The organism is Gemmatimonadota bacterium (assembly GCA_030747075.1).
Classification (GTDB): domain Bacteria; phylum ARS69; class ARS69; order ARS69; family ARS69; genus ARS69.
Genome location: JASLLL010000002.1, coordinates 81,490 through 105,741 on the forward strand (window position 1 = coordinate 81,490; position 24,252 = coordinate 105,741).

The following is a 24,252-nucleotide window of genomic DNA, read 5'->3' on the forward strand; positions in this document are numbered from 1 at the left end:
GAACCCCGGGGGATCGGGAACCCGTTCATTGTATCACCCATCGGGCGTAGCTGCCACCCGGCGCCATTCGAGCCGTCGCCCGCGTGTCTAATCGATGTATCCCAGCGCCTCCAGCTGTTCCATGTGCTCCTCGTCCAACTCCACCTGCTCCACGACTTCCGGCGCACGGAGCGAGTGCTCGTTGATGAGCAGGGCCAGCCGATCCAGCATCCCGTCCGATTCCTCCTGATCTCGACCGATGATGTTCGTCGTCTCGCCGGGGTCATTCTCCATATCGAAGAGAAGGTCGTCGTGTTCCCGGATGGCGCCTTTCATGTCCAGAATCAGAATGAACTTCCGCGCGCGCGTCCGGAGGCACCGGATGTCATAGGGGCCGTACTGCGTCAGGAGTTCCTCGCAGTAGGCGAACCGCTCGCCGCCGGAATCCGGTTCGGAAAGCCGGGGAAGCACCAGCGGGAGCGCGCTCCTCCCCCGGCTTCCCTCCCCTTTCGGAAGCCGCAGGAGTTCGAGAATTGTCGGCAGAAGATCCACGCTGGAAACCACCTCCTCCACGACGCCTCTTGCACGCGGGAGGCGCGGCAGCCGAACGGGAGACGGAAAGGACAGGAGAAGCGGAACATGGATGGACTCGTCATACAGCGCGGAACCATGTCCGTAGGCCTCGTGGTCCCAGAACTCTTCGCCATGATCGGAAGTGTATACAAGCACCGTGTTCTCCAGCATCCCGCGTGCGGCCAGCTCTCCCGTGAAGTCCCGCAACCGGGCATCCCAGTAGCGGATGGACTCATCGTACTGCGCCACCATGTTCGCCAGCTCCGCGTCGTCCGCGCGCCCGTCGCGGACAACATTCCACCGGTCGATCGGTTCCGCCAGAGGGTCCGGCGGGAAGATCTTCTCCACCGAATCCGGGACCGCATACGGAGCGTGCGGGTCCGTGTAGAAGAGGAAGCCGAAGAAGGGCGCGTCCCCCTCGCGCTCGTCCAGCCACTCCAGCGCGTTTCGATTCACTCGCGGCGCATGGACGGCCACGCTCGTCCCTTTCCCGAGCATCTCGTAGGTGTCAAAACCCTGATCGAACCCGTTCTTTGCGCTGACATGCGGGTTGGTGACGAAGCCGAAGGTGTCGTAGCCCGCCGACTTCAGATGCTCCGGGAGCAGCGTGAACCGGTCTGCGAGAACCCCGTTGTACGAGTCCACACCGTGTTCGCTGGGATAGATGGAGGCCAGAATGGACGGCGTCGATACAATCGTGTGAGACCCCTGTGAGAAGGCATTCGTAAAGATGATGGACTCTTCGCGAAGTTCCTCCAGGTACGGTGTGGTCGGCCGGTCGTATCCGTAGAGCGAGAGATGATCGGCGCGAGTGGTATCCGTCACGAGGAGGAGCACATTCGGGAGCGGTGTCGCGTTCCCGGGGAGGATTCGTGCGAAGATCGCCCCGGCGGCAAGAAGTGCCACGATCGGCGCAAGCGTCCGCCCGGCCCGCATCCAGCGCAGAGAGACCACCCGCCCGACGAGCCAGCCCGCAATCCCGGCACACGCGCCCAGGGCCAGGAAGAAGGCCCAATACGCGAGGCGCTGGTCGGGCGCAATCCCGCCCCACGCCAGAAGGCGAAGCTGGAGCAGCGCCGCAGCGAAACCGGTGGCAAGTCCGAGAAGAATGTTGAGCGCACTCATGCCCGGGAGCCTATCCGACCGCACGAAACGCGGCAAGCCGCGGAGGCGCGAAGATCAGAACTGTCCCGGCAGCCCGGCACCCGTTCCGCCCGAGGCGTCGCGCCGGGAATCGAACGCCCGCCCCATCGCGACGCAGGCAACCACACGCCCGCCTGCCGCCTCCAGCGCACGCTGACACGCGCGGCGGGTGGATCCGGTCGTGACCACATCATCCACGACGAAAAGCGGAGGCGCGTCGGCTCCGGGGAAGGCGGCCCCCGCCTCAAACGCACCCCGGATGGCGGCGGCGCGTTCCTCGCGCGGGCGCCCGGCCAGCGGCGTTCCCCCCCGGACGCGACGAAGCCACCTCTCCTCCACGCGAAGGCCTGTCCGGTCTCCGAGCACTCTTGCGAAGTCCGCCGCCTGATTGAACCCGCGTTCGCGGTGCCGGGTCTTCGTAAGTGGAACCGGAACGAGGACCGCCCCGGGCAGCGGCGACACCAGGGCCGCCGCCTCCCTCGCCAGACGAAGACCCACACGCCGGTATCTTCGGTACTTGGAGAACGCGAGCATTTCGATGAACAAGGCGTTCACCGAAAACGCGGCATGGACCCCCCGGCCCGCATCTCCGCGAACCGGAGAGAGGGAGGACCAGCACGACTCGCAGAAGATCTCCCGCGGCACGGCGGCACGGCCCCCACACCGGGGGCAGACGGGCGGCCAGAGGAGATCCAGAAGCGCGGTCGCATGGCTGCGGGCACAGGCGACGGCAAACCCGACCACGAACAACCTCCGACGGGGAAGGTCGATGGTACGGACCGATCCTCCCGCGGACCACCCCTCCCCGGCGTGCTATCCGTGCCGGGCCGCCTCCACCGCTTCGCGCATGGCGCGACGGTCCGCGGTGAAACCTGTCCACAGCTGGAAGGACCGCGCCCCCTGCGCCACAAGAAGCCCCGAGCCGTCATGAGCCGCGACTCCGGCCTCGCGGGCCGCACGCACGAGGTTCGTTTCCGGGTAGACCAGATCCATCACCAGACCGGCCCCCGCAAGAGAACCCGCCGCGAGCGGAAGCGCATCGGCCGGATGCATCCCGAGAGCCGTACAGTTCACGACCAGTCCTTGCGGGGATGCGTCGTCCCTTTCCACCACGGACACGCGCTCCGCCCCGAGCGCGTTCGCCAGCTGCTCCGCCCGCGGTCGCGTTCGATTCGCGATCCAGACGCGCGGGCAGTTCGCCCGCAGGAGCGCCACGACCACCGCGCGGGCCGAACCGCCCGCACCCAGCACCAGTGCATCTTCCCGGAGGAGATCGCCTCCGTCGGCCTCACGGACCCAGTCGAGGAAGCCGGGGGCGTCGGTGTTCTCCGCATGCCACCCGTGATCCGCTCGAACCAGCGTGTTTGCCGCACCGATCGCGCGCGCCTCCGCCGACGCCGTGGCCGCCCCCGCCAGCGCCCCTTCCTTGTGTGGAACCGTGACATTGATCCCGGCGATCCCCTCGAGGAAGAGATCGTCCATGGCGTCCGGCCATGAGGACGGGGGAATCTCCCGCGCCGCGTACTCTCCCGGGACTCCCGCCGCCCGGAAGGCCGCCGCCATCATCACGGGCGACAGCGAGTGCGCCACGGGGCAACCCACGACGAGAAACCGCGGACTCGGCCCCGTCGCGCGGCAGGGTTCGCCGGTCACGCGGAGGAGGTCCGGCTCCCGCCGACACCGCGAGCCAGGCCGTACACTGCAAACAGGAACACCGCCGCGGAAACCCACTGATTGAGTGTCAGCGGAACTGCGGCGACGGGAAAGGCGGTCGCGTCGTAGGTGCGCAGCGTATCCAGAAGCGTGCGAGCCACTGAGTAGAGCAGAAGGAAGGTCAGAAACAGGCTCCCCCGGCGCAGCGGCCGCCGATCCAGGAGCATCAGAAACGCGAAGAGGAAGAACCCGACCGCCGACGCATACAGCTGCGCGGGGTGAACCGGCGTTCCGGCACTCAGCGGACTGCCGCTGTACAGATAGCAGCTGTCGGGGAAGACCACGGCCCACGACGCCTCCGTGGGTGCGCCCAGGCAGCAGCCGGAGAGATAGCAGCCGATCCGGGTCAGCCCCAGACCCAGCCCGATCGACGGGGCAATCGAATCCGCCGCCGCCCACGGGTCGATGCCCCATCGGCGCAACAGCCACATTCCCACCACCACGGCAGGAACCGCGCCGCCGTACATCGTCAGGCCGCCCTCCCAGGTCTTCAGAACATCCAGCCAGCGCCCGGCGAACTGCGCGGGATGCGCCGCCACAAAGAGGGCCCGCGCTCCCACGACCACACACGCAATGATCACCAGCGTGAGATCCATGATCTTCTCGGATGGAATCCCGCGAGCCTCCGCCCGCCGCGCGGCCAGCCACAGCCCCAGCGCAAACGAGAGGGCCAGAAGAAACCCGTAGGAGTGGATCTCCAGCGGTCCGAGTGAGAACAGCGTCTTGTGCATTCAGATCCTCCGTCTCAGGCCGATCCCGAAGACAATCCCCAGCGATGCCATCGTCGAGATGAGCGATGTCCCCCCATACGAGAGGATGGGAAGCGGAAGCCCGGTCACGGGAACCAGCCCGAGCGTCACGCCGATGTTCACCAGCAACTGGAACGAGAGCATCGACAGGATGCCGACAACCGTCAAGCCGGCAAACGGGTCTCGAACGGATGCCGCGATTCGGAGTCCCCTGGCCACGAGCAGTGTGAAGAGCCCCAGCACGAACACCGTTCCCAGAAAGCCGAACTCCTCGCCGACAACGCTGAAGACAAAGTCCGTGTGCCGCGCCGGGAGAAATGCCAGCCCCTTCTGGGTTCCCTCCAGAAAGCCCAGTCCGGCGAACCCTCCCGACCCGATGGCCACCTTGGACTGGATGATCTGGTAACCCGCTCCGGAAGAGTACTGCGCCGGATCCACAAACGCGAGGATCCGGTCCTGCTGATAGGGTTCCAGCCGCCCCCAGAGGAGCGGCGTCCCGATCCCCGCCAGAAGGGACAGCACGACATAGAGGATTCGCTCTGCAAGATGGAAGCGTGCAAGGAACGCCAGGACCAGCAGGAACACGCTGAACACCACCCACGACGGCAGGCTGGAGGCGCAGACGACCGAGAGCGCCGGAGACACGGACAGGAGAATGTAGGGCGCGGAGATCCCGCTCCAGTAGAGCATCGCGGGGAGGATCGCGAGGAAGACCAGCGCGGTGCCGAGATCCGGTTCGCGAAGAACGAGCGCCGCCGGGAGAAATACCAGCGCACACGGCACCACCATCCCGAAGATGGACTCGCGTGGCTTTCTCCGGGAGGCCAGGACCCGCGCCAGCAGAAGCACGGTCGCGAGCTTCGCCGGTTCGGAGGGCTGGAACCGTACCCCGCCCAGGGTAAACCACCGGCGCGCGCCGCCCCCGGAGTCTCCCGCCACCAGGACCACCACCAGCATCCCCAGCGCAAGGACCTGAAGGACGGGTGACATCCGGTCCCACACGGCGTGCGGAATGGACGCGCAGACAAGAAACGCCACCATCCCGACTCCGGCAAAGAGGATCTGCCGCTTCCAGAGGCCGCTCACCGAACCGGGCGCTTCCCCCTGGCACGCGGAGTAGACGGCCACCAGTCCCGCGGCCACCAGCGCGAGAAATGCCGCCAGGAAGATCAGGTCGAAGTCCTCCCGGGGTCGCGTCACGACACACCTCTTCGGCTCAGGCGAACCTCCTCCAGGAGGGCGCGAACGAGGGGGACGGCGACCTCTCCGCCGTGCCCACCGCCCTCCACGATCAGGGCAAACGCCACTTCCGGCGCGTCCGCGGGCGCGTACCCCATGAACCACGCGTGGGGGCTCCCGTGTGAATTCTCGGCGGTGCCCGTCTTCCCGGCGGGCATGAATCCGGCAATCCGGCAGCCGCGCCCCGTGCCCTCGTCATCCGTGACGGTTCGAGCCATTCCTTCGCGAAGGGCCTTCCATGTCTCACTGCTCAGATCCCAGTTCGGGGGGGACGGCGCGGCGTCCTGGTCTGCCCGTTGCGGAGACCGCACGAGGCGTGGTGTCGGGACACGCCCGCCCGTCGCAAGCACCGCCGCATGGCGCGCCATCTGAAGCGGCGTCACCAGAAGTTCGCCCTGCCCGATGGCGAGATTCAGGTGGTTCCCCCTCGTCCAGCGGCCGCGCCCGTAGCGCTGATCAAACCACGCCGTGTCCGGGGTGTTTCCCGCGAGTTCCGTCGGCAGGTCGATCCCGGTGGGCGACCCGAGACCGGCACTTCGCGAATGCCCGGCCAGAGAGTCCAGATCAAACCGCTCGCCCAGCTGGTAGAAGTACGCATCGCACGACCGGAGGAACGCGCCCACCAGAGAGAGCGACCCGTGGCCATCCGCGTCCCAGCACCCGTACCATCGATTCCCGAACTGGTAGCCCCCCCGGCACGGAACCCATGCCGGGTTTCCGGGGCGTATGATCCGATCCTCCAGCGAGACGGCTGCGGTGATCGCCTTGAAGGTAGAACCGGGCGGATAGACCGCCTGAACGCACCGGTTGAGAAGGGGCAGTTCCGCGCTCTCGCGGAGACGCTTCCAGCTCGGGGCGTCAATCCCGGTGGCAAAGGGGTTCAGGTCAAACGCGGGAGCGGATGCGAGGACCAGCACCCCCCCGGTCTCCACTTCAAGAAGGCACGCCGCCCCGCGCACTCCAATCAGCAGCGATTCCGCAACCGCCTGCAGCCGCGCGTCGAGATGCAACTCCAGCGTCTCTCCGGGTTGCGGCGGCACGGGATCCCGCCCGGGGAACATTCCCACGACCCGGCCGACGGCATCCACTTCGCTGTATCGCTCGCCCTCGCGTCCGCGCAGACGCGCCTCATAGAACCTCTCGAGTCCCGTACGCCCCAGAAAGTGCCCCGCCCGATAGCCTTCCGTCTGCAGCGAGGCCACTTCCTCCTCGGAGATCTCACCGACATGACCGATCGCGTGCGCGGCCAGCGACCCATGCGGATAGAACCGCGCATGCGCGACCTCCACCGTCACGCCGGGGAGTTCCGCCCCGCGCTCCGCAATCTGAGACACCTGTTCGAAACTCGCGTCTCGATACAACACGCGCGGCAGGCGGTCCGCGCCTCCGCCGAGGCGGTCGCGCACCTGAAGGGGGTCCATCTCCATCACGGAACACAGAAGAGCCACACAGGCGGAGTCGGGAAGCGCCTCGCGCGGGACAGCCAGCACGGTAAAGCTCGGACGCGTATCAGCCAGCACCTCTCCGTTCCGGTCCACAATGAGTCCGCGGGGAGCATCCACCCACTCTCGACGCACGCGGTTCTTCTCCGAACGGAGGGTGTACTCCTCCACTCCGAGCACCTGAAGCTGGAAGAGACGCGCACCCATTACGGCGACTCCGGCCAGGAGGAGAACCGTCAGGAACCGGGCGCGACGAACGCGCTCCTCCTGCAGCGGGGAGTCAGCGGAGGCCACGGGCCGGTCCCCGGTTCCATCCAACGAGTTTCTCCGCAAGGGCCAGCGCTGGAACCCCCAGAAGCGCGGTGTAGATGCCGCCCGGAAGCGTGGATGTGATGAAGAGTCGCCCCCCCTCCACCGGGCTCCCCGGCAGCCGGAGGAACACGAGGATCTGATCGCGGAAGATCGCCGCCAGGAAGAGAATCAGGAGTTGCGTCGAAATGCTCCCGCGAACGATTCGGGAGGCCAACGCGCCCACCGCATATCCGACGACGCCGTTTGCCAGAGACAGGAGCCCCAGCGTCCCGTCCGATCCGGCGCCGACAAGAAGCCCCACCAGAAACCCGGCCAGCGCTCCGGCCGCGGCGCCGTGATGAAACGCCGCCAGGATGACCAGCACGAAAGTGACATCCGGACGAACTCCACCCAGAGCCAGCGCGGGGACCATGAGCGTCTGGACGAGGATCGCGGCGTACAGCACGGCGAGGAAACGCAGCAGCCCGATCACGGCGTCTCCTCTCCGGAGCCTGAGACGACGAACACCTCCTCCAGGCGCGAGAAGTCCACGGCAGGCTCCACGCTCACCCGGAGCGTTCCGTCGCCGGGCGAGGATTCCACCGACCGCACGCGCCCCACCGGGATTCCGGCGGGAAAGACGCCTCCGTAGCCGGTCGTGATCACCTCTTCCCCAACCTCCACTGCCGCCCGCGCCGGAAGGAAGGTGACCCGCAAGCCATCGAACCGATCCCACCTGAGGATTCCCTCCGCTCGTACACCGGAGAGCCGGACGCTGACCTGGCACTGGGGTCCGGCCAGCGGGCGAACCAGCGAAGTACGCGGCCCGACCGTCGCCACTGCTCCGGCGAGCCCGGAAGGCGTCACCACCGCCAGATTGCAACGAACGCCGTCTCGTTCGCCCTTGTCGATGCGAAGGTCGTCCCCGGTGCGGTCCGCTTCGACCGCGACGACCCGCGCCGCCAGAAGCCCGTGCGTGCTTCGGTCCCGCAGCGCCAGCATCTCCCGCAGGCGATCTCCCTCGCGCGCATCCTCCCGGAGCGCGGCAATCCGAAGCGACGCCTGCGCGAGATCCGTACGCAACGAGTCATTCTCCGATCTCAGCCCCACCAGCCCGCCCACGAAGGACAGCCCCGACTGGACCGGCCCCAGCGCGGCATCATGCAGCGAGTGGGCGAACCCGGCCCCTCGGGACCGCGACACCCAGTGAAGAGTCAGGGAGGCCGCCACTACGCAAACCAGGACCAGGATCTCGCCCCGGCGGGAGAGGTAGTCGTTCAATGGCGACAAGAGTTACCTTCGGTGTGATTTCAAGAGTACCTTTTCGTAGCGATCCGTCTCATCCAGCACTTTCCCCGCCCCCAGCACCACGCAGGTCAACGGGTCCTCCACCACATTGATGGGGAGGTTCGTCCGTTCCCGCAGGAAGACATCAAGCCCTCTCAGGAGCGCCCCGCCCCCGGTCATCACGATTCCCCGATCCACGATGTCCGCCGCCAGTTCCGGCGGTGTCTCCTCCAGCGTGCGCTTCACCGCGCGGACGATCTCCTCGACCGGATCCCTGAGCGCGATGCGAATCTCCGAGGTCTTGATGCGGATTGTCTTCGGGATTCCCTCCACCAGATCCCGGCCCTTGACCTCCAGCCCGTCATCGTCCTCTCCCTCTTCCGGGTGCGCCGATCCGATGGCCATCTTGATCTGCTCCGCCACCTGGATCCCGACGAGAAGGTTGTACTTCTTCTTCACATGCTGGGCGACGGCTTCGTTCATGCCGTCTCCGCCGACCTTGATGGAGGTCTTCGCGACGGTTCCCGAAAGCGCGATCACCGCCACATCCGTGGTCCCGCCGCCAATGTCCACGATCATGTTCCCGGACGGCTTGTCCACCGGCAGCCCCACTCCGATGGCGGCCGCCATGGGTTCGCTGATGAGGTAGACCTCGCGAACTCCGGCGTTCTCGGCGGAGTCCCGGACCGCGCGCTCCTCGGATTCGTTGATGCCGGACGGGACGGCCACGACCGTCCGCGGACGGACGAAGGCCTTCCGCCTCTGCGCACGCGTAATCAGCGACCGCAGAAGCACTTCCGCCATCCCGACCTTCTCAATGACGCCGTCCTTCAGCGGGCGGATGACCTCAATCGAGTCCGGTGCGCGGCCCAGCATGGCTTTGGCGTCCTGGCCGACCGCGATGACCTCTCCCGAGTGCTGGTCCACCGCCACGACACTCGGCTCGTCGATGACAATGCCGCGTCCCTTGACATAGACGAGGGAGTTGGCCGTCCCCAGATCGATGGCCATGTCGTTGGTGAGGAGACTCCAGAGACTGCTGAGCATTCGCCTCTTCCCCTTCCGCGCCTACCGCGCGGGCATCACGACCGCGCGCCCTTCGAAACGCCGCCGGAGTCTATCACCGAAAGAACTTCCTTGTGAGGAATCTTCTTCCACCTCACCGGATACGCTCCCGTGAAGCAGGCATCGCACTGCCCCTCGCCCCGTTCCGCCGCGATCACGCGAAGCATCCCCTCCACGGAGAGATACCCCAGCGAATCCACGCCGACCGCATCGCGGATCTCCGGTACGGTGCGTTCGGAGGCGACCAGTTCCGAATAGGTCGGCATGTCGATCCCGTAGAAGCAGGGGTGCTTCACGGGGGGGGAACTCACACGGAAGTGGATCTCGCGGGCACCGGCCTCGCGGATCATCCGCATGAGGCTGCGACTGGTAGTGCCGCGCACCACGGAGTCATCCACGACGACCACTCGCTGGCCCTCCAGCACTTCCCGGACGGCGTTGTACTTCAGGCGCACGCCGAAGTCGCGTTGCTCCTGAGACGAGCTGATGAAGGTGCGCCCGACATAGTGATTCCGGATGAGTCCATGCTCCAGCGGGATCTTCGACTCCCGCGAATACCCCAGCGCCGCGGCATTGGACGAGTCCGGGACCGCCATCACCAGATCCGCGTCCACCGGATGCTCCCGGGCGAGCTGCCGCCCCAGCGCGCGCCTCACTTCACTCACGCAGGAACCGTAGGCGCGAGAATCCGGCCGCGCAAAATAGATGTGTTCGAACACGCACTCCGCCCGCGGGGCATCGGCTCCGAAGCGAAGCGACCGAACGCCGCCCTTTTCGATGACGACGATCTCCCCCGGCTCCACTTCCCGGACATACTCCGCCTTGATGATATCCAGCGCGCAGCTCTCGGACGCCACAATCCAGGCGTCGTCCAGCCGCCCCAGACAGAGCGGGCGGAATCCGTTGGGGTCTCGAATCGCGAGGAGCGCGTCCGGCGAGAGGCAGACCAGCGAGTACGCGCCGCGCACTCGTGACAGCGTCTGCCGGAGCTTCCCGTCGAGCCCCGGCGGGTGCGCCCGGGCAAGCAGGTGCACGATGACCTCGCTGTCGACCGTGGTCTGGAAGATGGAGCCCAGGTGTTCGCACTCCTCGCGAAGCTCCCGTGCGTTGACCAGGTTCCCGTTGTGGGCGATGGCGACTCGTCCGTCCCGATAGGACGCCACGAGCGGCTGGAGGTTCATCGACTTGTCCGCGCCGGTCGTGGAGTAGCGGTTGTGCCCGATGGCGGAACGCCCCGGCAGGGCCTCGATGGCCTCGCGGGTGAACACATCCGACACCAGCCCCTGTCCACGGTGCGTATGCAGATCCGCCTCGTGGGCGGAGACGATGCCCGCCCCCTCCTGCCCCCGGTGCTGCAGGGCGTGCAGCCCCAGATAGGTGAGCCACGCCGCGTCCGGGTGCCCGTACACTCCGAAAATGCCGCACTTCTCGCGAGCACTCATGCGGACACCACCTCTACGCACACATCCTGTGCGTGCGGGTTGGCCAGGAGTCCGGCCGAGCGGCGGTCCGTCCGGGCCAGTCCTGCGACCGCGCGCTTCGCCTCGGCCGGGTCTTCCGTATCCAGGTCCAGAATCCACAGCACCGACCGGCGCACCTCGGTGAAGGAGGCCATCCCGCGTCGATCCCGGAGTGCCCTGAGCACCGCCGCGCCCTTCGTATCCACCCGGTCGGTGACCCGAACAAACGCGCGGCATCCCCGATCAGGCGGCGCGCCCCACCCGTCCATACGGACGAGATGGATGTTGGGGTTCACCACGGCGGTCGTCTCCTCCAGAGCCCGCCGCACCTCTTCGGCAGGGTCGGCGGCATCCACCGTGAACGACCAGATCTCCGCGCGCTCCACGGCGGAGACCGGCGCGCCCCAGTCGTTGAGAACATCTTCCGCGGCATCCCGCACAAGGTCCCTCACCTTTCGAAAGACCAGGGCTTCGATCGTCATGCGGTCACCCCCGTCATCCGTGCGAAGGCGCGGAAGAAGTCCCGACCCGGCCCCGGCTCTTCGGTCCACGCGTCGGGAAGTGACCGGCGAATCTCCCCCCAGCGGCCCGGGGTGTCCACCGGCACCTGCCATGCCCAGTTGGCCCGCTCCGGATGGGGCATGATCGCCAACACATTCCCCTGTGGATTGCGAATCGCGGCCGCGTTCTCCCACGCGCCGTTTGGATTGACCGGCCACCCGGCGACGACCTTTCCGTCCTGATCGCAGTACCGCGCCGCAATCAGCCCTTCGGCCAGCACGCGCCGCCGCACTTCTTCATCCGCTGTCACAAAGCGCCCCTCCGCGTGCGCGAAGGGAAGCGGCACCGGTTCCTCCGCGAAATCCGCGACCACGGTTCGCCAGTCGCAGTAGTAGCCGGTCCGGCTTCCCGAGTCATTCACAGCCAGCGCCATCTCCACGCGCCCCGCCTCCAGCGCGGGAACGAGCCCGGCTTCCAGCAGGATCTGCGCACCGTTGCAGATCCCCGCGACGGCACGCCCCTCTTCGGCGGCACGCGCCACCGTCTCCATCACGGGATGCTTGGCGGCCACGACTCCCGCGCGAATCCGGTCCTCGTGGGAGAAGCCGCCCGGAAGAACGAACCCGTCGTACGAGAGAAGCTCCCGTTCGCCGGTGTGCGCCGGAACGATGCGTGCATCCAACCCCACGCTTTCCAGCGCGCGCAGAGTCTCGTCTTCGCAGTTCATCCCGGGAAACAGCAGCACCGCGACTCTCATCCCGCCACCTCCGCGAAGGAATCCCGCCACGCCGATTCCAGTTCCTGTGCCGAAAACTCGTACTCTCCCGAATCTCCGAGAATGCGCAACCCTGGCTGGTCCGTCACCGTTCCCACGACTTCGCAGGGAACCTCCGCGAGCGAGGGCGGGAGCGGTCCGTCACCGGGCACTTCCAGAAGGTAGGCGCCGGTCTCCGAGAAGAGCTTCTCGAAATCTCCCCGCCCGGGAAGAGCCCGGATGTCCACGGCCAGTCCGCGCTCCATGCTCCCGCGCGGCCCGAGGAGCATCTCCGCCAGCGCGGTGAAGAGCCCGCCGGAGGAGATGTCGTGGCTCCCCCCCACGCTCCCGGCCTCGATGCACTCCAGCACCGCCCGCGCGAAGGTGGCTTCCGCGCCGAAGTCCGCCGTGGGCACGCGCCCGCGTTCCTCCTGATGGAGAATCCTCGCCGCCTCCGAGCCTCCCAGTTCGTCGCGGCAGTGCCCCACGCGGACCACCCGGCTCCCGACGCGCTCCAGAGCGATCGCCCGGCAGCGGCGGGCGTCCGGCGCCACTCCAAGGCAGCACACAATGGGCGAAGGCGGAATGGCCCGTCCCGTCGAGGACTCGTTGTAGAAGCTCACATTCCCGCTGACAAACGGCAGCGGTTCCCCGGGCCGCTCCAGCGTGCCGAAGCCGCGCGCCGCATCCGACATTCCGCGAACGGCATCCCGGAAGTCCCGGTACACCTCCGCCCGTTCCGGGTTGCCGAAGTTGAGGCAGTCGGTCAGCGCACGCGGCCACGCACCGGCGGCCACCACATTCCGCGCCGACTCCAGCACAGCGTTCGCACCGCCCCAGTAGGCATTGCGCTCGCCATAGCGCGGATTGCCGTCCACCGAAAGAGCCACGCCCAGAGGAGCCCCCGGCACCGGAAGCGCCACGCCCGCGTCCGCTTCCCCCGGACGGAGGAACGCGCCGCCACGCACCTCTTGATCGTAGTGAGAGAAGAGATCCCGCTTCGACGCGATGTTCTCCGACGCCAGCACTTCCAGCGCCAACCGCCGCAGGTCTCCGTGGAAGACGACCTCGCCGGGGTCTTCATCCCGCGCCGGAGCCGCGTCCCGCACCGCCGTCACGCCAGCGGTCACCGCCTCGGTGGCGGCGTCTCCGACCAGTTCTCCATTCCAGAAGACGCGCATTCCGGGATGATCCGGCAGGAACTCCCCCACATGACGCGCCGCCGCGCCACGGCTTACACGCGGGAGATCAAACTCCTCGTTGTGGATGCGAAGAACCTCGTCCGTGAAGCTCCGGGGAACCGCCCATCCGAAGCGCTCCTGGGTCTCCGCGCAGGCGATCACCTCCGGCCCCAGCCCATCCTCCGCCACATGGACTTCGTCCAGCCGAATCTCCACGCCGACACCACCGGAATGCGCAATCTCCGCCGCGACACAGACGATCCCCCCCGCGCCCAGATCCTTGAACCCGATTTCGAGATCCATCTCCCGCGCCCGCTCCATGACCGCCAGCGAGGCATTCCGCAAGACGCGCTTCAAGAACGGATCCGGGACCTGCACCGCCGAGCGTGAGTCCTCTTCCACTTCCAGAATCCGCGAAGCCATCGTGGCCCCGCCGAACCCCGAAGCATCCGTCGCCTTGCCCGTGAGGATGAAGTCGTACGGTTCCGTCCGGGCGCGCTCCGGCACCGCGCTGTGGACCAGGTGATCCACCGGCATCACCCCGGCGCAGACCACATTCACCAGGCAGTTGTCCCCGTACCCGCGATGAAAGACCGTCTCCCCGCCGCAGTTCGGAACGCCCAGAGGGTTCGCGTAACCCGCGATCCCCTCCACGACTCCCGTGAGGATCTCGCGAGATCTCTCCCCGTCCGGTCCGTCCAGATCTCCGAAGCGAAGCGAGTCCAGCACCGCGAACACATCCGCACCCATGCAGTAGACATCGCGGACGATGCCGCCGATGCCGGTGGCCGCCCCTTCGCCGGGAACAATCTGGCTGGGATGGTTGTGACTCTCATGCCCCATCACGGCCGCCCATCGCACCCCGTTCACTTCACCGATCTCCACGACTCCCGCGTCCTCCACCGGACCCAGCACCACAAAGGAACTGTCGGTCGGGAGGAAACGCTTCAGCACGGGGCGGCTCGACTTGTACGAACAGTGCTCCGACCACATCGTATCGAAGAGATGCGCCTCCAGAACCGTGGGGTTCCGCCCGAGAAGATCCACCAGTTGCCGCGCTTCCCCGACGGTGAAGCACAGCCCACGCTCGGAAATGAGCGCCTGCACCAGAGCATCTTCCGATGCGGTGAACTCCAGCGTCCGCAGAGCCCCGACGGAATCAGCCGGCATGGGCCGCCTCCTCCACGAGACCGAGCCTCACGAACACGCGTCCCACATTCCGCAGCGATCGCGTGAGCGACAACGCGCTGTCCACGGCGCTCTCGTCCAGCGTCTGCATGATGAGGTCATCGGCCAGCACGGCTTCGCGAAGGGTGATCCCCTCGTCCCAGACACGAGCCGACGCGCTCTGCACGGCGCGATACGCCGCCCCGCGCGTCCAGCCCGCCTGCACCAGGTCGAGAAGGAGCGCCTGCGAGAATACGAGGCCGCGCGTCCGGTCGATGTTCGAACGCATGTTCTCCGGGAAGACCAGGAGGTTCTCCACGAGGCCGGTGGTCTTCGCCAGGAGGTAATCCAGAAGAACCACCCCGTCCGGAAGCACCACACGCTCCGCCGACGAGTGGCTGATGTCGCGTTCGTGCCACAGCGCGACATTCTCCAGCGCCACCTGCAGATTCCCGCGAAGCACGCGCGCGAGCCCGCAGACCCTCTCGCTGAGAATGGGGTTCCGCTTGTGCGGCATGGACGACGATCCGGTCTGCTTGCGCGCGAAGTGCTCCTGCACCTCGCGCACTTCGGTCCGGTGCAGATGGCGGATCTCCAGCGCGATCTTCTCGCAGGTGGCGCCGGTCACCGCCAGCGCGAAGGCGTACTCCGCATGCCGGTCGCGCTGGAGGATCTGCGTGGACACCGGCGCGGGAGTAAGGCCCAGCCGTCGGCACGCCCCCTCTTCGACTTCGGGATCCAGATGCGCGAAGGTGCCGACCGCCCCGGAGATCTTCCCCACGGAAATGGTCTCCACCGCCCTCACCAGTCGGTCCCTGTCGCGCAGGAGTTCCTCGCGGAAGACCGCGAGCTTCAGCCCGAAGGTGGTGGGCTCCGCGTGAACCCCGTGCGTGCGGCCCATCATGGGCGTGTCCCGATGCTCCAGCGCGCGAAGGCGGAGCGCCTCCGCAAGGCCCTCCACACCCACAATCAGCTTCTCCCCCGCCTCCTTCAGCAGGATGGCCCATGAGGTGTCCACGACATCCGAACTGGTGACCCCCATGTGAACCCATCGCGCCGACTCTCCCACGCTCTCTGAAACGCAGCGAAGGAAGGCCACGACATCGTGGTCCGTTTCCTTTTCGATCTCGGCGATGCGATCCGCGTCCACCCGCGCGCGGGCGCGCACTTCGGAGACATCTTCCGCAGGCACCCGGCCCAGGTCGGCCAGCGCCTCTAAAACCGCGATCTCCACGGCGAGCCAGGTCTCGAACTTGCGCTGGTTCGACCAGATTCCGCCCATCTCGGGGCGCGTGTATCTCTCGATCATCTTCGCTCCGCCAGATGAAGAGTGCGCGTGACGACCCGGTCGCCCCGCTGGACTTCGAAAGTGATGTCGTCGCCGACGAGGAATCCGTACAGCGCGTAGGTGGCGTCCTCGAAGCGGCGAATCGTCTCTCCCTGAATCTCCGTGATGACATCTCCCCGGCGCATCCCCGCGCGCTCGGCCGGGCTTCCCTGTTCCACATCCGCGACAATGACGCCTTCGGTGGACTCCAGCGACAGCCTCTCCGCCAGTGCCGCGGGAATGTCGTTGATGCGGCACCCGATCCAGACTTCGCGAACAGCGCCATAGTCGACGATCTCGCGAAGCACACGCATGGCGGTGTCCATGGGAATGGCGAACCCGATCCCCTGGCTGCCTCCGGACTTGGACAGTATGAAGGTGTTGATGCCCACGACTTCACCGAGCGCGTTGGCCAGAGCCCCGCCCGAGTTTCCGGGATTGATGGCCGCGTCGGTCTGGATCATGCCGCGATACATGGTGACCGTGCTGGAACCGGAGGGCAGGAGATCCCGGTTCAACGCGCTCACGACGCCGACCGTGACCGTGGGCCGGGAGTCTCCCAGCACATAACCGAACGGGTTGCCGAGCGCAATCACCCACTCACCGATCATCAGATCCGCAGACGAACCGCCCGTGGCGACGGGGATGTCCTCTCCGGCCGGGTCGAAGCGAAGGACCGCCAGGTCGTACCGCTCCTCTCCGCCCACGACGACCGCGCTGTACTCCCGCCCGTCGGAGAGCGTCACGCGAATCTCCCCCGCTCCCTTCACCACATGGTGATTGGTCAGGACAATGCCGGACTTGCTGACCACCACGCCGGAACCCATGCCCTGCACCGGCTTCCAGACCCTCCGCCGGATTCCCGGAAAGAACGGACCGAAGAAGTCTTCGTATCCCTCCGGATAGACTCGCTGAACGACCAGTTCCCTCCGCAGAACCGAGACGGTCGCCACGGCCGGGGATACCTGCTCGGCAGCACGCACAATGGCGTTTCGCCGCCCGGTTTCGATGACGGCCCCCGTGTCCCGCGCGGAGGTCGCCACGGCCGGGTCAGGAACCGTCGCCGGAAGCAGGGCCGCCGCGAGAACGACGGCCCGAAGGAGTCCCGCCACCTAGATCTTCGCCCCCGTGCTTTCCCAGTCCTTGAGGAACTGCGCGATCCCGCGATCGGTCAGCGGATGCAGAAACATCTGGTCGAGTACCTTCTTTGGAACCGTGGCAATGTGCGCGCCGGCCACGGCGCAGTCCGTCGCGTGCGTCGGGGAACGGAGGGACGCGGCGATCACTTCGCACTCGAAGGAGTAGTTCGCGTAGACCGTCACGATGTCCCGGATGAGTTCCACGCCGAATGTCCCGATGTCGTCCAGTCGTCCGACAAACGGGCTGACAAAGTGGGCCCCCGCCTTGGCTGCGAGCAGTGCCTGATTCGTGCTGAAGATCAGCGTGACATTGGTGTGGATGCCCTCGGCATGCAGCGCGTTCACCGCCTTGAGACCTTCACGAGTCATGGGGATCTTCACGACGATGTTCTCGTGGAGGCGCGCCAGTTTCATCCCCTCTTCGAACATCTCGTCCTTCGTGTCTCCGGTGACTTCCGCGTTCACCGGCCCGTCCACGATGGTGCAGATCTCCTTCAGGACTTCGCGAAAGTCGCCGCAGTCCTTTTCCCGCGCAAGAAGTGTGGGGTTCGTCGTCACGCCGTCCACGATCCCGATGTCCGCGCTGGAGCGGATCTCGTCGATGTTCGCCGTATCCAGAAAGATCTTCATTCGGTCTTCTCCTTCAGTCCGGGGTCACCCGGGTAGTCTACCGCCATCAGAAACAGGCCGCGCGCCGGAACAACGGGGCCTGCGGCCCGGCGATCTCCGGAGTCGAGAACCTCGTCAATCCAATCCGGGGAACGCCGTCCCCGGCCCACCTCCAGCAATGTGCCCACGATCGTCCGCACCATCTTCCGCAGAAAACGGTTTGCGACAACCTCTACATTCACAAACGAACCTTCCTCCACGATTTCTACGCTTTCCAGGCGGCAGATCGTCGATTCCCCCGGATCCACCGCGCTGGCCAGCGCGGCGAAGTCCCGCGACGCGGGAAGCCGATCGGCGGCGAGGCGGATTCTCTCCAGATCCGGCGCGCACGGGAGCGACAGACATGTTCTCCTTTCCACAGCCACCACCCCCCGATGGAGACGGTAGCGGTAATGCCGGCGAACGGCGCTGTGCCTCGCGTGGAACCCCGGCGGGGCCGGCGACGCGTGCCGGACCACCACGTCCCTCGGAAGCACGCCGTTCACCTTCGCAAGAACCTCGTTCACATCTTCCGCGGCCTCGATGGAAGCCACCTGCCCGCAGGCGTGCACCCCCGCATCCGTGCGCCCGGCTCCCTGCACCGCCACTTCGCGGCGAAGAACGGTGGAGAGCGCCCGGCCCAGTTCTCCCTGGACCGTCCTCAACTCCGGCTGCACCTGCCACCCGGCGAACTCGGTGCCTTCGTACTCGACCACGAGTTTCCAGATGCCCAACTCAAGAGCCCCCCGACGAACCGCCGAGGCTGGCCGCCAGTGTCACCGCCGCACCCGCAAGCACCAGCGCATCCGCGCGCCGGAACGCCAGCGGATGCAGCCTCGTCTGCGTCGCATCCGACGAGTACCCCCGCGCCTCCATCGCCAGCGCCAGCGTGTCCGCCCGAAGGAGACACCCGGCAAGCAGCGGAACCGCCAGCGGCACCAGCGAGCGAGCACGAGCCACGGGCCCTCCGCCGAATACCGCGCCGCGCGCGCGCTGCGCCTGCACGATGCGTTCCGCTTCCTCCATCATGGTCGGGAGGAAGCGGAGCGCCAGCATCAACACCATGGCCAGATCCCGCACGGGAACACCCACGCGCCTCAGGAACCCGAACGCGGAAGAGAACCCGTCCGCCAGGCGAACCGGCTCCGTCGTGGAGGTCAGAACGAGCGCGCCGAGCGCCATCCCGACGATCCGGCAGACCATGCGTGCCCCGGACTCCGCGCTCCCGCCCTCCACCAGAAGCAGGTGGACGAAGAATGTCAGCAGGAGAATCCACGCCAGGCTTCGAAGCGCCCCCGCGATGCACCGGGCGGGAATCCGGGCGAGGACCGCCACTCCCGCGACCGCCGCGACCAGCAGCGCCGAGCCCACGGCCCCTGCCCGCCAGAGGACCACTGTGAGAACCACGAATGCCAGAAGGCTGGTCCTCGGGTCCAGTCGGTGGACTGGAGAATCCAGCGCCAGATACCTGCCGAGAGCAACATCCCGGCGGAACGCGAACCTCATGGACTTTGCCTCGAACCGGACTGCCTGGGAGCTTTGGGCGATCAGGAAGGGCGGAACATATCACTCCGCCCCGGGAGGGTCAACGCGAGGGCTGCGAGCGGGCCGCCAAACCTGATATACTGGGCCGATCCTCCCCCCGGGAGACTCCGATCGCCCTTCTCCGAGGAGACTTCATGCACCGCACCGGAAGCGTCGTCACGATTCTGAGCACCGTGCTGGCACTGTCCGCCTTTCCCGCCATGGCCGAACGCGACGTGGACGACCTGGAAGAGCTCCTCCCGCACCGGGAGACGCTGCGTGAACGGCTCCTGTGGGAAGGGAATAGGGACGCGCTCCCGCCCGCCCGCGCCGCCGACCCGCCTCCCGCCGCGCCGGTTCGGAACTGCGCCGAGTGGGAACCGTGCACCGGAGTCCTGATCCGCTATCCGCTGGGACTGCCGTACGAGCTGCTTCGCGAGTTCGATGACGATGTCACGCTGCATGTCGTCGTCCGGAGTTCGTCGCAAGGGGCCGCCATTTCGAACATGACCGCAAACGGTGTGGACATGGGCCGGGTGGAGTTCCTCGTCAAGTCGAACGACTCCATCTGGACCCGGGACTACGGACCGTGGTTCGTCTTTGACGGGAACGGAGACATCGCGATCGTGGACCACACCTACAACCGTCCCTGGCGCCCGAACGACAACGCCGTCAACGGACACTTTGGTACGCAGCAGGGGATTCCGGTTGTCAGCCACGACATGTTCCACGCTGGCGGGAACTACATGACCGACGGCGCGCACATCGGGATGTCCACGGATCTCGTCTACAACGAGGCCGCGTCCGAGAACGGGATGTCCAGCGCGCAGGTGGATCAACTGATGCTCGACTACTACGGCATCACGGACTACGAAGTGGTGTCCGACATTTCCGGCAGCGGAATCCACCACATCGACACCTGGGCGAAGTTCCTGGATGAAGAGACCGTGCTGGTGAAGGAGGTGTGGAGCTCCCACTCCACCTATGCGGCGCTTGAGCAGCGGGCAACGCTCCTGGCGTCTCTGGCTTCCTCCACCGGGCGCAACTATGCCGTCCATCGCGTCTACTGCCACAACATCGGCTGGAACGACCCCGCCGCCTACACGAACAGCCTCATCTTGAACGATCAAATCTATGTGCCCGCATTCGGGAACGCGTCCCGGGACAGTGCCGCCGTGGACGCCTACCGCGCGGCGGCCCCGGGCTACGATGTCCGCGCCCACTACTACTCCGGGTTCATCACCGACGACGCGCTTCACTGCCGCGCCAAGGGCGTCATGGACCGGGGGATGCTTCGCGTGGAGCACATTCCCGTCCGTGAGACGACCGCCGCACCCGTGCTGATTTCGGCCGTGGTGGACGATCGCAGCGGCGCGGGGATCGCGGCGGTGGAACTGCACTACCGGTACGCCGGAGACATCTGGAGATCCGACCCGATGACCGCTGTCGGCGGGGACTCCTACGAAGCGTTTCTCGGCGTCGGGACCGGTCTCCCCCTGGCTGCGGACACGACGCTCGTGGAGTACTACATCCACGCGACGGACCTCACCGGGCGAAGCGCCGGCATGCCGAGAGTGGAGCCGGCACACTGGTACACCTTCCCGATGGTCGGAGGATCTCCGGTGGGCGTGGAGTCGATGGGGACGGAATCGGCCCTGGCACCGCGCGTCGCGCCGAACCCGGTGCGCGGATCGACAACATTTTCGTTCGAACTCCGAACCGCCGATGAAGTGCAGCTCTCGGTATACGACATCACCGGACGGCGCGTGGCGACGCTTGTGGAAGGAGTGCGTCCCGCCGGGGAAAACCGCATCCACTGGGACACCAGGGATGACCAGGGACGGAGTGTGGCGTCCGGCGTCTACTTCTTCCGGCTTCGCACCGCGGGGATCCGGTACTCCCGGCCGGTGCAGGTGGTGCGTTAGCGCGGCGGCCTACTTCGCTTCCGGCACGGCCCACCCCCGGCGCCGGAAGCGGGCCATCGCCAGGAGAATGACGGACCCCGCGATACCCACCCACGACCAGAGCCCGGGGGCCAGCGAGTAGATCGTGCGGCCCTCGCGAAGCGGCACATCCACGACCGACACCGTTCGTTCAAAGAGCGCCGTCTCTCCGAAGGTGCGCCCGAACGGGTCGATCCCCATGGAAATCCCGGAGTTCGCGGCGCGCGCCATCCCGCATCCGGTCTCGACACATCGAACGGTCGCCATCCGGGCATGCTGCTCCGCACCGGAGCCTGCGCCGAACCACGAGTCGTTCGTGATGGCCACCAGCATCTCCGCGCCCTCCTCGACATACTTTGCCGAAAGGCCGGGAAAGATGGCCTCGAAGCAGACAAGTGCGCCGAAGCCCCAGTCGCCCGGATGGAAGACGATGGGAAAAGTTCCGGGAAGGAAGTCCGCTTCGCCGAAGTCCAGGCGATTCAGAAACGGAAGCACGGCGGTGAAGGGCAGCCGCTCTCCGAAAGGAACCAGCAGGATCTTGTCCATACGCCCGCCCAGGAACCCGCGCGAGTCCATGAACGCCCCCGAGTTCGTGTAGGTCACCCGGCCGCCGTCGCGTACCTGATAGTCCGGCGTACCCAGAAAGATCGGGACGCCTGTCTCCCGCGCGAGGTCTTCCACAAACGGACGCCACCTTGCGTCCTTGAGCAGGTAACAGGGTGCGGCAGTCTCCGGCCACACGACAAACTCCGCTCCCGCTTCGATCCCCTTTCGGGTCAGTTGCGCCAGCGTTTCGAAATGGATCGGGCGAAGGTCCGCGTTCCACTTCGTCTCGTTGGCGATATTGGGCTGCACCAGCGCGCACCGCACGGTTTTCCAGTCGCCACCGTGCTCGATTCGTTCACGCCCCGCCGCAAGTGGCAGTGCGATGACCAGAAGAGTCGTGGCCAGACGAAACACCGGACGGCGGCCGGGGAACCCGGCAAGGATCCCGTTCACCAGCACAATCCACGCGGTCAATCCACCCACACCCACGACGGACGCGGCCTGGAGCGCGGGCAGGAAGGGAACCTGCGAATACCCCGCTTCGCCCCACGGAAAGCCCATCTCTCCGGTGCCGCGCAGCACCTCCGCCGCCGTCCACAGAAGGGGCGCCACCACAAACGCCGGGATGCGCGTCCGGCTTCTCACGCGGACATAGGCCAGCGAGAAGAGGGCCGGATAGACCCCCAGGTAGAGCGGGACGGCGAGAGTCGCCGGGTATCGAACCCAGGGGATCGTGAGAGTCGGCGCGTCGAGAAGCGCAATCCACCAAAGGAGCGGCAGGAAGAATGCGAACCCGAAGAGGAACCCCGCGCGAACCGCGGACACGCCGGTGCGCGGCGCGCCGGTGCGAGCTTCGGCCGCCAGCGATTCGAGCGCGCGCAGGAAGGGAATCAGCGCGACCCACGCGACGGGAAACGCGGAGAAGGGTGGAAACGCGAACGCGAGCAGAAGCCCCGACACAAGGCTCCGGGCCGCGTAGGACCCCCGCACGGTAGGACGGGTCACGCGCCGAACTTCTGGAGGCGGCCGGCGGCGGCAAGCGCTTCGGCCATGATCTCACGCGCGGGGAACCTCCCCAGCGAACCGGTGCGGCAGACGGTCTCGCCGAAGGCGCGCGTCTCGTCCACGAATGCGTGCCCGCCGCGCAGGAGAATCGGCACCGGATGCGAAGAGTGCGACCCCATGAGTGCGGGTGTGGAGTGATCTCCCGTCACGATCATGATATCCGGTGCGGCCGCCTCCACCTTCGGCAGGAGTGCGTCCACCTCCTCGATGACGCTCACCTTGCGGTCGAAGTCGGCGTCCTCTCCGGCGGAGTCGGTCTGCTTGATGTGCAGGTAGACAAAGTCCGAGTTGCCGAGCGCATCGGGGAGCAGGTCAAACCCCTCTTCGATCGACGCGGGGGTCGGGGCCACGCCCATGCCGACCAGCCGCGCCAGACCGCGGTACATGGGGTACTGGGCGATGGCAATGCCGCGCAGTCCGTACCGTTCGTGGAAGGACCGGGGCGGATCCCACCCCGCGAATCCGCGGAGGAGGACATCGTTCGCTGCGGGTTCGCCCGCCAGAATCTCACGCGCCCGGGTGACGAACTCGCCCGCCACGGCAGCGGTCCGCGCCGCGCACGGATCGTCGGCGGTGGGCGCGGGATCTCTCGCGGGAACTCCGGTACACTGCGGATCGGTATCCGCCACATCCCCGGAGAGCCCCTCCCCGCGGAAGACGACGACGGCGCGGTGCTCCTTCTCCGCACAGACCGTCACTTCCACGCCGGGAATCCGAATCCCCCCGGCAAGGAGCGCGGCGACACGCTCTCCGTCTTCCGACGAGATCCTCCCCGCGCGCCGATCCGCAATGTTCCCGTCCGGGCCGCGTGTCGCGAAGTTGATGCGTGCCGCCACATCCCGGGCAGTCAGCGACAGCTCCGCACCCAGCGCCGACAGGACGCCCCGGCCGACATTGTCCGCCACCGGGTCGTATCCAAAGAGCCCCAGATGCGCCGGGCCGCTCCCCGGCGTGATTCCCCGCGCGATGGGATCATGGAGACCGGTGGCGCCCTCGGCCGCCCAGCGGTCCAGATTCGGCGACTCCGCCGACTCCAGCTCCGTGCGCCCGGTCTTCGGATGGGGAAGCCCGCCCAGCCCGTCGAGGACGAGCAACAGGATCTTCGAGTCTGACGGCTGTGCCAATGAGGAGAGAATCCCCCGGTTCATCCTTCACCTCCAGAGTCGATCGGGGAGAGTATCATGCGGCGATGGAAGCGACCATGCCCGGTCCCACCGGAACCTCCGGTACCGCCTGACCGGAACCATTTGGGTCGCTTCCGGCCTTCGTGGGCCAGGCCACGCACGAGATTTCGGAAAAGCCCGGGGCCAGCAGGGACGCTAAGTTGCGGTGCGAACAGGAGTTGCAACTTAGTTCGGAAAATCTGCCCAGATCGCGGAGTATTGGCCCGCAACTTGCAGTATTCCCGGACGCAGCGCGGAAGGACCCCCTTCCGGGAATCAGCGTTTCGAATGGCTGCATTCGGACGGACCAGACGGCGATCGGGAAATGCGTGCAGGGGGGAGCCGCTTTCCGC

Annotated in this window: 21 protein-coding genes; 1 reads left to right on the top strand and 20 read right to left on the bottom strand. The window is 66.8% G+C overall.

The genetic code is table 11. The features are described 5' to 3' along the window. Window positions 1-87: 87 nt before the first annotated feature. The 18 genes from QF819_01010 to QF819_01095 all read right to left on the bottom strand — a co-directional run bounded on the left by QF819_01010 (window position 88) and on the right by QF819_01095 (window position 19,164). Window positions 88-1,677, bottom strand: a complete 1,590-nt coding sequence (locus QF819_01010) for a sulfatase (protein MDP6801746.1) — start codon at window positions 1,675-1,677, stop codon at window positions 88-90. Window positions 1,678-1,731: 54 nt separating this feature from the next. Continuing rightward, complete coding sequence (locus tag QF819_01015; protein MDP6801747.1) at window positions 1,732-2,439, bottom strand: double zinc ribbon domain-containing protein; 708 nt, start codon at window positions 2,437-2,439, stop codon at window positions 1,732-1,734. A 69-nt stretch (window positions 2,440-2,508) separates the two neighbouring features. Beyond that, entirely contained in the window at window positions 2,509-3,348 is an 840-nt protein-coding gene (locus QF819_01020; protein ID MDP6801748.1) for a shikimate dehydrogenase, read from the bottom strand. Further along, complete coding sequence (gene lgt / locus QF819_01025) at window positions 3,345-4,139, bottom strand: prolipoprotein diacylglyceryl transferase (GenBank protein ID MDP6801749.1); 795 nt, start codon at window positions 4,137-4,139, stop codon at window positions 3,345-3,347. Before lgt ends, QF819_01020 begins: the two co-directional genes overlap by 4 nt. Further along, complete coding sequence (gene rodA, locus QF819_01030; protein ID MDP6801750.1) at window positions 4,140-5,357, bottom strand: rod shape-determining protein RodA; 1,218 nt, start codon at window positions 5,355-5,357, stop codon at window positions 4,140-4,142. Continuing rightward, entirely contained in the window at window positions 5,354-7,156 is a 1,803-nt protein-coding gene (gene mrdA / locus QF819_01035; GenBank protein MDP6801751.1) for a penicillin-binding protein 2, read from the bottom strand. The genes rodA and mrdA overlap by 4 nt, the downstream gene beginning before the upstream one ends. Next, window positions 7,119-7,622, bottom strand: a complete 504-nt coding sequence (mreD, locus tag QF819_01040; GenBank protein ID MDP6801752.1) for a rod shape-determining protein MreD — start codon at window positions 7,620-7,622, stop codon at window positions 7,119-7,121. Before mreD ends, mrdA begins: the two co-directional genes overlap by 38 nt. Next, window positions 7,619-8,419, bottom strand: coding sequence for a rod shape-determining protein MreC (gene mreC, locus QF819_01045; GenBank protein MDP6801753.1), 801 nt, complete (start codon window positions 8,417-8,419; stop codon window positions 7,619-7,621). The genes mreD and mreC overlap by 4 nt, the downstream gene beginning before the upstream one ends. Before the next feature lie 3 nt (window positions 8,420-8,422). Then, window positions 8,423-9,463: a rod shape-determining protein gene (locus QF819_01050; protein MDP6801754.1), complete on the bottom strand. Its 1,041-nt coding sequence runs from the start codon at window positions 9,461-9,463 to the stop codon at window positions 8,423-8,425. A gap of 35 nt (window positions 9,464-9,498) precedes the next feature. Beyond that, window positions 9,499-10,923, bottom strand: coding sequence for an amidophosphoribosyltransferase (purF, locus tag QF819_01055; protein MDP6801755.1), 1,425 nt, complete (start codon window positions 10,921-10,923; stop codon window positions 9,499-9,501). Continuing rightward, the gene (locus QF819_01060; protein ID MDP6801756.1) at window positions 10,920-11,423 is read right to left on the bottom strand and encodes a hypothetical protein; all 504 of its coding nucleotides are present in this window, start codon (window positions 11,421-11,423) and stop codon (window positions 10,920-10,922) included. Before QF819_01060 ends, purF begins: the two co-directional genes overlap by 4 nt. After that, a complete protein-coding gene (gene purQ / locus QF819_01065; protein MDP6801757.1) occupies window positions 11,420-12,199 on the bottom strand; it encodes a phosphoribosylformylglycinamidine synthase I in 780 nt (259 codons plus the stop codon). The genes QF819_01060 and purQ overlap by 4 nt, the downstream gene beginning before the upstream one ends. Then, on the bottom strand, window positions 12,196-14,547 hold the full coding sequence (gene purL, locus QF819_01070; GenBank protein ID MDP6801758.1) for a phosphoribosylformylglycinamidine synthase subunit PurL: 2,352 nt from the start codon (window positions 14,545-14,547) through the stop codon (window positions 12,196-12,198). The genes purQ and purL overlap by 4 nt, the downstream gene beginning before the upstream one ends. Continuing rightward, the gene (gene purB, locus QF819_01075; GenBank protein ID MDP6801759.1) at window positions 14,537-15,853 is read right to left on the bottom strand and encodes an adenylosuccinate lyase; all 1,317 of its coding nucleotides are present in this window, start codon (window positions 15,851-15,853) and stop codon (window positions 14,537-14,539) included. The genes purL and purB overlap by 11 nt, the downstream gene beginning before the upstream one ends. Further along, on the bottom strand, window positions 15,850-16,983 hold the full coding sequence (locus QF819_01080; protein ID MDP6801760.1) for a trypsin-like peptidase domain-containing protein: 1,134 nt from the start codon (window positions 16,981-16,983) through the stop codon (window positions 15,850-15,852). The genes purB and QF819_01080 overlap by 4 nt, the downstream gene beginning before the upstream one ends. Then, window positions 16,984-17,640, bottom strand: a complete 657-nt coding sequence (gene fsa, locus QF819_01085) for a fructose-6-phosphate aldolase (protein ID MDP6801761.1) — start codon at window positions 17,638-17,640, stop codon at window positions 16,984-16,986. Further along, window positions 17,637-18,392 (bottom strand): tRNA pseudouridine(38-40) synthase TruA, encoded by a 756-nt coding sequence (gene truA, locus QF819_01090; GenBank protein MDP6801762.1) that lies wholly within the window; start codon window positions 18,390-18,392, stop codon window positions 17,637-17,639. Before truA ends, fsa begins: the two co-directional genes overlap by 4 nt. Before the next feature lies 1 nt (window position 18,393). Further along, on the bottom strand, window positions 18,394-19,164 hold the full coding sequence (locus tag QF819_01095) for an energy-coupling factor transporter transmembrane component T (protein ID MDP6801763.1): 771 nt from the start codon (window positions 19,162-19,164) through the stop codon (window positions 18,394-18,396). A 173-nt stretch (window positions 19,165-19,337) separates the two neighbouring features. Here QF819_01095 and QF819_01100 point away from each other — a divergent pair, with 173 nt between their 5' ends. After that, window positions 19,338-21,107, top strand: a complete 1,770-nt coding sequence (locus QF819_01100) for an agmatine deiminase family protein (protein ID MDP6801764.1) — start codon at window positions 19,338-19,340, stop codon at window positions 21,105-21,107. Window positions 21,108-21,116: 9 nt separating this feature from the next. Here QF819_01100 and lnt read toward each other — a convergent pair whose 3' ends face one another. After that, window positions 21,117-22,676: an apolipoprotein N-acyltransferase gene (gene lnt, locus QF819_01105; protein MDP6801765.1), complete on the bottom strand. Its 1,560-nt coding sequence runs from the start codon at window positions 22,674-22,676 to the stop codon at window positions 21,117-21,119. After that, the gene (locus tag QF819_01110) at window positions 22,673-23,884 is read right to left on the bottom strand and encodes a 2,3-bisphosphoglycerate-independent phosphoglycerate mutase (protein MDP6801766.1); all 1,212 of its coding nucleotides are present in this window, start codon (window positions 23,882-23,884) and stop codon (window positions 22,673-22,675) included. The genes lnt and QF819_01110 overlap by 4 nt, the downstream gene beginning before the upstream one ends. Window positions 23,885-24,252 lie beyond the last annotated feature (368 nt).